Below are 11,084 nucleotides of genomic sequence, written 5' to 3' on the forward strand. Positions count from 1 at the left end.
GGCTTGGGGCAGCGCCCTTAACCCATCTGCGGAACCAGCTTGCCGGGGTTCAGCACGCCCTCGGGGTCAAGCGCCTGCTTGATTGCCGCCATGACAGCGATGGCCGGGCCGTGCTGGGCGGGCATCAGGGGCTTTTTGCCGATACCGACACCATGCTCGCCGGTGATGGTCCCACCGACCCCGATCGCGCGCTCGGCCATGCGGGTAGCAACGCGTTTCGCGGCCGCCAGTTCGGCCTCATCACCCGGCATCACAAGGATCTGGGCGTGGAAATTGCCGTCGCCGACATGGCCGACGATGGGACCAAGCAGACCCTCGGCGCGGATATCCTCGGCCGCCGCAGCCACGGCAGCAGGCAGATGCGACATTGGCACGCAAACGTCGGTCACAACCGCAGTTGCCCCCGGACGCAAGGCAAGACAGGAACGATAGGTGTTATGCCGCATCTTCCACAGCGCGGCGCGTGCCTCGGGCGTGGTTGCCCAGTCAAAGCCGGTACCGCCGAATTCGGCCGCCAGCGCGCCAAAAGCCTCGGCATCGCCCTTGACCGAGGCCGGAGAGCCGTGAAACTCGACCATCAAATGCGGCCCTTCGTGCATCTGCGCGCCGGAAACATTGTTGAAGGCACGTACGACATCGGCATCAACGAACTCGATCCGCGCCATCGGGATGCCGGACTGGATCGTTGCAGTGACGCATTCCACCGCCTGTTCCAGCGTCGGGAAACCGCAGACCGCCGCGGCGACCTCTTCGGGCTGGCCATGCAGGCGCAGCGTCAGTTCAGTGATGATCCCCAACGTACCTTCCGAGCCGACAAACAGCGCCGTCAGATCATAACCCGCGCTGGATTTCGCCGCCCGGGTGCCGGTGCGGATCACCTGCCCGTCGGCCAGCACCACCTCAAGCCCCAGCACGTTGTCGCGCATGGTGCCATAGCGCACCGCCGTGGTGCCCGAGGCCCGCGTCGCGGCCATCCCGCCCAGCGAGGCGTTGGCGCCGGGATCGACCGGAAAGAACAGCCCCGTCGCGCGCAGTTCGGTGTTCAGCGCCTCACGCGTGCAACCGGGCTGAACCGAAACCTGCATGTCCTCGGCCCGGATTTCCAGCACCCGATCCATCTTGGACAGGTCGATCACCAGTCCCCCTTGCGGAGCCAGCGCCTGCCCCTCAAGCGAGGTTCCGGTGCCCCAGCCGATCATCGGCACGTGATGGGCACGGCAGATCGCAGCGATGCGCGAGACCTCGCCGGTCGACAGCGGCCATGCTACGGCATCAGGGGGCGGCGCGCGGTGAAAAGTCTCGGACTGGGCATGCAGATCGCGGTCGGCACCGCTGGTGGACAGACGCGCGCCCAAAAGCGCGGAAAGCGCCTCAAGCGCCGGGGCGGGAATCGGCATGGCAGTCCTCCTGAATTGGCATTGCACGGAAATAGACCCGTGACCCAGACAAGAGCAAGCCAGAGAGGTCAGGCGCCAAGCGCGCGCCTGACCGCCTCGATCACCGGGGTAACGAGGTAATGCGCGACGGGAATAAGGATCAGCCCCAGAATGACGCCGAAAACGCCATCGAAAAAGGCCGTGGTGACCCAGCCGACAAGGCCCGGCGCGGCTGGGGCGGCATGGGCAGCGGCCTCGGCCATGCGATGGATCCATTCATAGGGCTGGTGCTGGCCCAGCTCATGCAGCCCGTGAATGACGATCTGGCCGCCGACCCAGATCATCGCGGCAGTGCCGACGATGGTCAGAGCCTTCATGAAACCCGGCATGACATGGACGATGCCGCGCCCCAGCGCACCCAAGACCCCACCCCGCTCATTCAGGTGAAGGCCGAAATCATCCGCCTTAACGATCAGCGCGACGAAACCATAGACAGCCAGCGTGATGCCCACGGCAACCATGGCAAGAATCAGCGCCTTCATCCAGATCGGGTCTCCGTTCGGGATGGCGGCAAGGGCAATGGTCATGATCTCGGCCGACAGAATGAAATCCGTCTTGATCGCGCCGCGCACCCGCTCTTCTTCCAGACCGGCGCCGCCGCCCTCGGTGACGGCAAGATGCGCGTCCCCGGCCCCGTGACGGCCAAGGGCGTGAACGATCTTTTCAGCCCCCTCAAAGCACAGATACGCGCCGCCGATCATCAGCAGGGGCGAGATTGCCCATGGCGCAAAGGCCGACAACAACAGCGCAATCGGCAGCAGGATCACCAGCTTGTTGAACAGTGATCCGCGCGCAATCTTCATCACGATCGGCACTTCGCGCGCGGCGGAAAAGCCGTGCACGTATTTCGGTGTCACCGCCGCGTCGTCGATCACCGCTCCGGCGGCCTTGCTGCCCGCCTTGACCGCCTGACCGGCCACATCGTCGATCGAGGCAGCGGCGATCTTGGCGATCCCCGCGACGTCATCCAGCAGCGCCAGCAATCCGCTCATGCAACCCGTCCTGTTCCAGCTTTCCGGAGGGACAGCTTACGGGGCGCCGCACTTGTGCGCAATTCACCCTTAAGCCCTTGTCCGGCTTGCACCTGCGCGGGGAATCATTCATCAAGCACAGAAGAATCGAAAGGGCCGCCCAATGCTTGATCAGAACGCGAAACCGACCGAGGACATCGACCTGCGCGAGGTCTTCGGCCTAGACAGCGACATGAAGATCAAGGGCTTTGCCGAACGATCCGACCGCGTGCCCGATGTCGACCCGACCTACAAGTTCGACCCCGACACGACCCTGGCGATCCTGGCCGGCTTTGCCTACAACCGCCGGGTCATGATCCAAGGCTATCACGGCACCGGCAAATCGACCCATATCGAGCAGGTGGCGGCACGGCTGAACTGGCCTTGCGTGCGCGTGAACCTTGACAGCCACGTCAGCCGGATCGACCTGATCGGCAAGGACGCGATCAAGCTGGTCGATGGCAAGCAGGTCACCGTTTTTCACGAAGGCATTCTGCCCTGGGCGCTGCGCAACCCGACCGCCATCGTCTTTGACGAATACGACGCAGGCCGCGCCGATGTGATGTTCGTGATCCAGCGCGTGCTGGAGGCGGATGGCAAGCTGACGCTGCTTGACCAGAACGAGGTCATCACACCGAACCCCTATTTCCGCCTGTTTGCCACGGCAAACACGGTGGGTCTGGGCGACACGACCGGCCTTTATCACGGCACCCAGCAGATCAACCAGGGCCAGATGGACCGCTGGAACCTCGTGACGACGCTGAACTATCTCAGCCACGACGCCGAGGCCGCGATCGTTCTGGCCAAGAACCCGACATACAACACCGAAAAGGGCCGCAAGCAGATCAGCCAGATGGTCGCGCTGGCCGACCTGACGCGGACGGCCTTCATGCAGGGCGACCTGTCGACGGTGATGAGCCCGCGCACGGTGATTTCCTGGGCGCAGAACGCGCGCATCTTTGGCGACAATGTGGGCTATGCTTTCCGGCTGACCTTCCTCAACAAATGCGACGAACTCGAGCGCCAGACGGTGGCCGAGTTCTACCAGCGCCTGTTCGACGAGGAACTGCCGGAAAGCGCGGCAGTCAAGGCCGGGTGATGCGGCGGGCGACAGGCTTTTCCGCCACGGCCCTGCTCCGGGAAACGCCGGGCAGGAACGTAGCGGGAATGTCCGGCCATCCTGCCCGAACCCAAACGGCCCCTTTGCAACCCCCCGCCCAAGGACCGCTTGCGGACCACAGGACCAGTGCCGCACGGGCCCCTGGGCCCTGCGGCCAAGGGCCTGCGTGAAATGAAAGCTGTCCCTTCCCGCCTTTCATTGCTGGCGGCAGGGGATATGCTGTGATGGCGGCCAAAGCAGGTTTCTGGAACATCCGATGAAAAAATCCGACAACCCCGCCGATCCGTTCAAGAAGGCCCTGACCGAGGCCACCCGCGCCCTTGCCGAAGAGCGCGAGCTGAACGTGACCTTCACCGCCGATCCTGCGGGGGTGGCAGGCGACACGATGCGCCTGCCTCAGGTCAGCCGCCGCATGACCCGGGACGAGGTATTGCTGGCGCGTGGTACCGCCGATGCACTGGCGATGAAACTGCGTCACCACGATCCCGCAACCCACGCGAAATACGCCCCCGCCGGACCGATGGCGCGCGACCTCTATGAGGCGATGGAAACGGTGCGCTGCGAGGCATTGGGCGCGCGCGACATGCCGGGCGCGCTGTCCAATATCGACGCCAAGCTGGGGCAAGAGGCCGAGCGCAAGGGCTATGGCCAGATCAAGGCCCCGGCCGATGCGCCTTTGGCCGTCGCGGCGGGCTATATCCTGCGCCAGATCGCAACCGGTCGCCCCCTGCCCCCGGCCGCGCAGCATGTCGCGGACCTGTGGCGCCCCTTTATCGAGGAACAGGCCGGCAGCGAATTGGGGCACGTCGGCGAGGTACTGCCCGATCAGGCCGCCTTTGCGCGTCTTTCCCGCAAGCTCATCGCCGACTTGGGCTATGGCGACCAGCTGGGTGAGGACCCTGACGAACCGGAAGAGGATGAGGCCGACGAGAACGCCGAACAGGACGAGGAAGCAGGCAACGACCAGTCCCGCGACCAGAACCAGGACGACGAGGCCGAAGCCAGCCCCGAGCGCACCCAGGACCAGACGCAGGATGAGCGTCAGGCTCAGGTCAGTATGGACGACCAGTCCGATGAAGAGCTGGTAGACGACGCCGAAATCTCGGAATCCGAAACCCCGCCCGACCTGCCGCCTCAGGTCAGCGAGGCCAGCCCGGATTACAAAGTCTATACTCAGGAATACGACGAAGAGATCCGCGCCGAGGATCTGGCCGACCCGGCCGAGCTTGAGCGGCTGCGCGCCTATCTCGACAAACAGCTTGAACCCTTGCGCGGCGCGGTCTCGCGGCTGGCCAACAAGTTGCAGCGCCGCCTGCAGGCACAGCAGAACCGCAGCTGGGAGTTTGATAAGGAAGAGGGCGTGCTTGACGCCGGACGCCTTGCCCGGGTGGTGGCGAACCCGACGACGCCCCTGTCCTTTAAGATCGAAAAGGACACCGAATTCCGCGACACCGTTGTGACGCTGCTTTTGGACAACTCGGGCTCGATGCGGGGCCGGCCGATCAGCATTGCCGCGATCTGCGCCGACGTCCTTGCCCGCACGCTTGAGCGCACTCAGGTCAAGGTCGAGATCCTTGGCTTTACCACCCGTGCATGGAAAGGTGGGCAAAGCCGTGAAAAATGGCTGGCAGCCGGTCGCCCCGCCCAACCCGGGCGGCTGAACGACCTGCGCCACATTATCTACAAGGGCGCCGATGCGCCATGGCGGCGCGTGCGTCCGAACCTTGGTCTGATGATGAAAGAGGGACTGCTGAAGGAAAACATCGACGGCGAGGCGCTGGAGTGGGCGCATCGTCGCCTGTCCCGCCGGTCCGAGGCACGCAAGATCCTGATGGTGATTTCGGATGGTGCGCCGGTCGATGACTCGACCCTGTCGGTCAACCCGGCGAACTTTCTTGAAAAGCACCTGCGCGACGTGATCTCGATGATCGAACGCAAGAAGCTGGTTGAGCTTTTGGCCATCGGTATCGGCCACGACGTGACCCGTTATTACGAACGCGCGGTCACGATCACCGATGCCGAACAACTGGCCGGGGCAATGACCGAACAGCTTGCCGCCCTGTTCGAATCCGATCCCAGAAAGCGCGCGCGCGCGATGAACCTGCGCCGGGTGGGGTAATCCTGTCCTTTCCGGCTGCTTGATCTGCCCCGGTCTCCCATGCGACCAGTTCGGTCAGGCCGGGGCCGCTTTCGCCTCGCAGGCCAAGAGGCTTCGACGTGTTGAAGATCGGATTTTTCATACCCGAGTTCCCGGGCCAGACCCATATCTTTCTGTGGCGCGAACGGCAGGCGCTGGCAGAGCTGGGGATCGAGGCCGACCTTGTCTCGACCCGACCGCCGCCGCGCGCCGTCGCCTCGCACAGCTGGGCGGCCGAAGCGCAGGCGCGTACCCGCTATCTGATGCCGCTTGGGGCCGAAGGTCTTGGCATGATCGCGGAATTCCTGCGCTCGGGCCCCTCGGGCTGGGCACGTGGCCTTGGCGCGGCCTTTACGGCCGAGGCGCACGGCCTGAAGGCACGGCTGCGGATGCTCGCACTGCTTGGCATGGGGGCGCGGCTCAAGCGCATTGCCCGCGAACAGGGCTGGAGCCATATCCATGTCCATAGCTGCGCCGACAGCGCCAATATCGCCATGTTCGCCGAACGGCTGGGGGGGCCGGGTTACAGCCTGACCCTGCACGGCCCGACGCTAGAGGGCTACGGCCCGAACCAGCGCCAGAAATGGCGGCATGCACGGTTCGTCACCATCATTTCACAACTGCTCGCCCGCGTGGCCGAACACGATATCGGGGCGGACCGTCCCTCGACCATCCTGATTGCGCCGATGGGGGTCAATCTGGACCAGATCAAGCGCCGCAGACCATGGCAGCCCCCTGCTCCGGGTGGGCCAGTGCGCATCTTCAGCTGCGGACGACTTAACGCAATCAAGGGGCATGACCACCTGATCGAGACGGTCGCCCTGCTACGCGCCCGCGGTATCGACGCCCGGCTTGAAATCGCGGGCGAGGACGAACAGGGTGGTTCGGGCTATCACCGCCAGCTTGATGCGCTGATCGCCGCCAAGGGGTTGGGCGATGCAGTCACCCTGCTGGGCGCGGTCAGTGAGGATCGCGTGCGCGAAGGGCTTGAGAACGCCCATATCTTTGCGCTGGCCAGCCTGAACGAAGGGATTTCCGTAGCGATCATGGAGGCGATGGCAATGGAAATGCCGGTCGTCGTCACCGATGTCGGCGGCAATCATGAGCTGATCACATCGGGCCGCGACGCTATCCTTGTCCCACCCGAGCACCCCGAGGCCATGGCTGACGAGATCGCGCGGCTCTGCGCGGATCCTGCCAGGGCCTTGCGGTTGACACAGGCTTCGCGCGCGCGGGTCGCCACCGATTTTCACCATCGCCGCAGTGCCGAGGCGGTGGCCGACGGGTTGGCCCGCACCCTGCCCGGCGCGAAAGAGGCGCTGACCCGCGCCTGATATCCCAAGCACAAGAAAGCCAGAGGCGAGCATGTTCCAGACCTATGACAGCTATTCCAACCCCGCCGCGCATCCGCCCCGGCTGGCAGCCTTGCGCCGCGAACTTGCGGCGCGTGACCTCGACGGCTTTCTGGTGCCGCGTGCGGATGCGCATCAGGGGGAATATGTCGCAGCCCGCGATGCGCGGCTGGCCTGGCTGACCGGCTTTACCGGTAGTGCCGGCTTTTGCATCGTCACCCCCGACCGGGCGGGCGTGTTCATCGACGGCCGCTATCGGGTGCAGGTCAAGGCCGAGGTGGATCCCGCACATTTCACCCCGGTCCCCTGGCCGGAAACCCGCCCCTCGGATTGGCTGCATCAGGCCCTGCCCGAAGGCGGCCGCATCGGCTATGACCCCTGGCTGCACACCCGGCGCGAGATCCGCGAGATGGAAAAGGGTCTTGCCGGGACCGGCATTGCCCTGATCGCGCTGGAAACGAACCCGGTCGATGCGATCTGGACTGACCAGCCCGAACCTCCGGTCGGGGTGGTGCGCCTATGGCCCGACGCGGTCGCAGGCGAAACCGCGGCGGAAAAGCGCGCCCGCATCGCCGACGCCCTGCGCAAGGCCGGGCAACAGGCGGCAGTGCTGACCCTGCCCGACTCGGTCTCGTGGTTGCTTAATATCCGCGGCGCGGACGTGCCCAAGAACCCGGTGGTACAGTGCTTTGCCATCATCGAGGAAAACGGCCATGTTGCCGTCTTTACCGACCCCGCCAAATTCGGCCCCGAGGTGCGGACCGCCCTTGGCAATGAGGTCTCGGTCCTGCCTCTGGTCGCGCTGACGCCGGCGCTGACCAACCTTGCCGGGCCGGTGCGGGTCGATCCCGCCAGCGCGCCCGACCGGGTGTTTGCGCTGATCGAAAGCATGAAGACCCCGATCGTCGAGGCACCCGATCCGGTGATCCTGCCAAAGGCCTGCAAAAACCCGGCCGAAGTTGCCGGCATGCGCGCCGCCCATCTGCAGGACGGTGCAGCAATAACCGAACTGCTATGCTGGCTTGACAGCCGTGCTCCGCTGCTTGGGGCCGAGCCGCTGACCGAAATCGACGTCGCGCAAAAGCTTGAGGCACTGCGCACCGCGCGCGGCATCCTCGACATCAGCTTTGACACCATCTCGGCGACCGGCCCCCATGCTGCGATCCCGCACTACCACGTCAGTCAGGACAGCAACCTGCGGATCGAGCCTGGCCATGTACTGCTGGTCGATTCTGGCGGACAATATGAAAACGGCACCACCGACATCACCCGCACCCTGCCGATGGGCCCGGTCGATCCGGCAGTGCGGCGCCCCTATACACGGGTGCTGCAAGGCATGATCGCCGTTTCGCAGGTCCAGTTCCCGAAAGGCGTCGCCGGATGCCACATCGACGCGCTCGCCCGCGCGCCCCTATGGTCCGAGGGCATGGATTACGACCACGGCACCGGCCATGGCGTCGGCGCGGGCCTGTCGGTGCATGAGGGGCCGGTGCGGATCTCGCGCATCTCGGACATTCCGCTGCAACCCGGCATGATCCTGTCGAACGAGCCGGGCTATTACCGCGAAGGGGCCTTTGGCATCCGCATCGAAAACCTGATCGTGATCGAGAACCGCCAAAGCCCCGATGGGCGCGGGATGCTGGGGTTCGAAACGCTGACCTTTGCCCCGATCGACCGCCGCCTGATTGAACCGGGGCTGCTGTCACCTGCCGAGGTGGCCTGGCTTGACGCCTATCATGCCGAGGTCTGGGACAAGATCTCGCCCCTGGTCGAAGGCGGGGTCCGCGATTGGCTCTTTCTGGCGACCCGCCCCCTTGGGAGCAGCGTCTGAGTCATGCGCGAAAGGGGGCCGGGCCACAAAGGCCCACCCCATTTGCCGCCGCCCGGTCAGTCTTGCGGGTGACGGCGGCGCCAGGCAACCGAGCTTAGAAAAGCCATGCCGATGAAGCCTGCACCCAAAAGCCCGGTGACCACCTCGGGGATGGGGCGCAACGTCTGAACGAACATCAGCACCGACAGGACAAGGATCGACCAGAACGCCCCGTGTTCAAGGTAACGAAAGGCGGATAGCGTACCGCGCTCGACCATCATGACCGTCATGGCCCGGACGTAAAAGGCCCCGATGCCCAGTCCGATAGCGATAAGAAACAGGTTCTGGGTCAGCGCAAAGGCCCCGATCACACCGTCAAAGCTGAACGAGGCGTCCAGCACCTCAAGGTAAAGGAACGCGCCAAAGCCACCACGCGCCATATCGGCATGGCTGCGCGATGCCCCCCAACTGTCAAGCACATGGCCCAGCATATCGACCAGCAGATAGGTAATTATCCCCCAGATCGCGGCGATGATAAAGGTATGCTCACTTTCCGCCGGCATCTGGCTGACGATCACCAACATGCAGATCAGCACGAAACCGACCTCCATGCCGCGGATCTCGCCCAGTTTGCGCAAGGCGGCCTCGACCCCTTTGATCCAGTCCACATCCTTGGCCTGATCAAAGAAATAGTTCAGCGCCACCAACATCAGGAAAGCCCCGCCAAAGGCTGCGATGGGCAAATGCGCCTCATGGATGATACGCGAATATTCCTGCGGCTGGGTGGCGGCAAGGCGCAGCGCCTCCCACGGGGCAAGGCGGGCGGCGATGACCACCACCAACAGCGGAAAGATCACCCGCATACCAAACACCGCGATGACAATGCCCCAGGTCAGAAACCGGTGCTGCCACTTCGGCGTCATCTCGCGCAGCTTGTTGGCGTTGACGATGGCATTGTCGAAAGACAGCGAGATTTCCAGCACCGCCAGGATCCCTGCGATCAGCAGAAAGGCCAGCGCGCCTGCGCCTGTGCCGTGATACTCCCATCCCAGAAATGCGGCGAGGGCTAGTCCGACCCCTGTCAGGATGAAGGGCCAGGTCATGTAGCTGAGCGTCGATCTCATCCGCGGTTCCCCTTCATTTGGCCTATGCCCCGGTCTTAGGCGCAGGTGCGAAGGCAGGCAAGGCAACCCTGCCGGGCATCGCCAATCTGCCTCAAAGCCAGTTGCGCCATTTCAGCACCAGAAAGGTAATGACAGCCGAGGCAACCATCATCCCCAGCGCCATCGGAAAGCCCCATTCCAGTTCAAGCTGTGACATATGGGTAAAGTTCATCCCATACACACTGGCGATCAGCGTCGGAGGCAGAAACAGCGCCGTCACCACCGACAGGATGCGTACCCGGTCGTTTTGCATCAGCCCGATCATGCCCATGGCCGCGTCCATCACCATGCCGATGCGCGAACCCAGGAAATCGGCATGAACCTCAAGCGCCTGAATGTCGCGCTGAATGGCACTATGCAGGGGGCGCATGCGGGTGCTGTCGGGCCGATGGGCGGTGTTGCTGGCGTGATAGACCAGAATGCGGTCCATCGACAAAAGACCCATGCGCACCCGGCTCATCAGTTCAGCCTGTTGGCCAAGCGTGACCAGCGCGGCCTGCAACCGCCCGGCCGCCTTGGCAGAGTTCATCGTCAGCACCTGCGATGTCGTTTTGTCGAGCACTTTCGTCACCCCTTCCGAGATATCGGCCAGCCTGCCGACGATCTCTTCTATCAGGCCCAACAGGACGCGCTCGGCGCTGGCACAGCCGCTGCTGGAACGCTCGGCCCGGGCCGGAAAGGTCTCAAAGGGGCGCGGCGCGTGGTGACGCACGGTGACAAGACGCTGATCGTCCACGATAAAGGTGACCGGCATCGCGACGGGGGTTGCATCAGGCAACTGCCCCGGCAGTACCCCGGTCATGTAAAGCCGCCCGCCCTCGATATACAGCCGGTTCGAGATCTCGATCTCTTCCATATCGGCAAGTGTCGGGATCTCGTACCCCAGGTCAGAAACCGCCCGGACCTGTGCATCCAGCGGGCGGTAAAGATCAATCCAGATCGCGTCCGCGAGCGGGCGCCCCTCGGGCAGCGGCAAAAGGCCGGTCCCGTGACTGATATAGCTGTAAAGCATGCGGTTCCGCCTTGGCCTGTGGCGTCAGCCTGAGCAGGGCCCGC

8 protein-coding genes are annotated in these 11,084 nt (G+C 64.3%); 4 read left to right on the forward strand and 4 right to left on the reverse strand.

Translation table 11 applies throughout. The features are described 5' to 3' along the window. Nucleotides 1-17: 17 nt before the first annotated feature. On the reverse strand, nt 18-1,397 hold the full coding sequence (locus PARACOCCUSGL_RS0102740) for an FAD-binding oxidoreductase (RefSeq protein WP_010392796.1): 1,380 nt from the start codon (nt 1,395-1,397) through the stop codon (nt 18-20). A 68-nt stretch (nt 1,398-1,465) separates the two neighbouring features. Next, complete coding sequence (locus PARACOCCUSGL_RS0102745) at nt 1,466-2,428, reverse strand: DUF808 domain-containing protein (protein WP_010392798.1); 963 nt, start codon at nt 2,426-2,428, stop codon at nt 1,466-1,468. Between the two features lie 142 nt (nt 2,429-2,570). Here PARACOCCUSGL_RS0102745 and cobS point away from each other — a divergent pair, with 142 nt between their 5' ends. From cobS to PARACOCCUSGL_RS0102765, 4 genes are all read left to right on the forward strand, one after another. Beyond that, nucleotides 2,571-3,545 (forward strand): cobaltochelatase subunit CobS, encoded by a 975-nt coding sequence (gene cobS / locus PARACOCCUSGL_RS0102750; RefSeq protein WP_010392801.1) that lies wholly within the window; start codon nt 2,571-2,573, stop codon nt 3,543-3,545. A 277-nt stretch (nt 3,546-3,822) separates the two neighbouring features. Continuing rightward, complete coding sequence (gene cobT, locus PARACOCCUSGL_RS0102755) at nt 3,823-5,685, forward strand: cobaltochelatase subunit CobT (protein WP_010392802.1); 1,863 nt, start codon at nt 3,823-3,825, stop codon at nt 5,683-5,685. A gap of 98 nt (nt 5,686-5,783) precedes the next feature. Next, nucleotides 5,784-7,037: an exopolysaccharide biosynthesis GT4 family glycosyltransferase EpsE gene (gene epsE, locus PARACOCCUSGL_RS0102760; RefSeq protein WP_010392806.1), complete on the forward strand. Its 1,254-nt coding sequence runs from the start codon at nt 5,784-5,786 to the stop codon at nt 7,035-7,037. A gap of 31 nt (nt 7,038-7,068) precedes the next feature. Beyond that, a complete protein-coding gene (locus tag PARACOCCUSGL_RS0102765) occupies nt 7,069-8,886 on the forward strand; it encodes an aminopeptidase P family protein (RefSeq protein ID WP_010392810.1) in 1,818 nt (605 codons plus the stop codon). Between the two features lie 56 nt (nt 8,887-8,942). Here PARACOCCUSGL_RS0102765 and PARACOCCUSGL_RS0102770 read toward each other — a convergent pair whose 3' ends face one another. Beyond that, entirely contained in the window at nt 8,943-9,989 is a 1,047-nt protein-coding gene (locus PARACOCCUSGL_RS0102770) for a DUF475 domain-containing protein (RefSeq protein ID WP_029371390.1), read from the reverse strand. 91 nt (nt 9,990-10,080) lie between these two features. Further along, entirely contained in the window at nt 10,081-11,040 is a 960-nt protein-coding gene (locus PARACOCCUSGL_RS0102775; protein WP_010392814.1) for a magnesium transporter CorA family protein, read from the reverse strand. Between the last annotated feature and the right edge of the window lie 44 nt (nt 11,041-11,084).

The sequence above is a fragment of the Paracoccus sp. TRP genome, from assembly GCF_000185925.1.
Taxonomy (GTDB): Bacteria; Pseudomonadota; Alphaproteobacteria; order Rhodobacterales; family Rhodobacteraceae; genus Paracoccus; species Paracoccus kondratievae.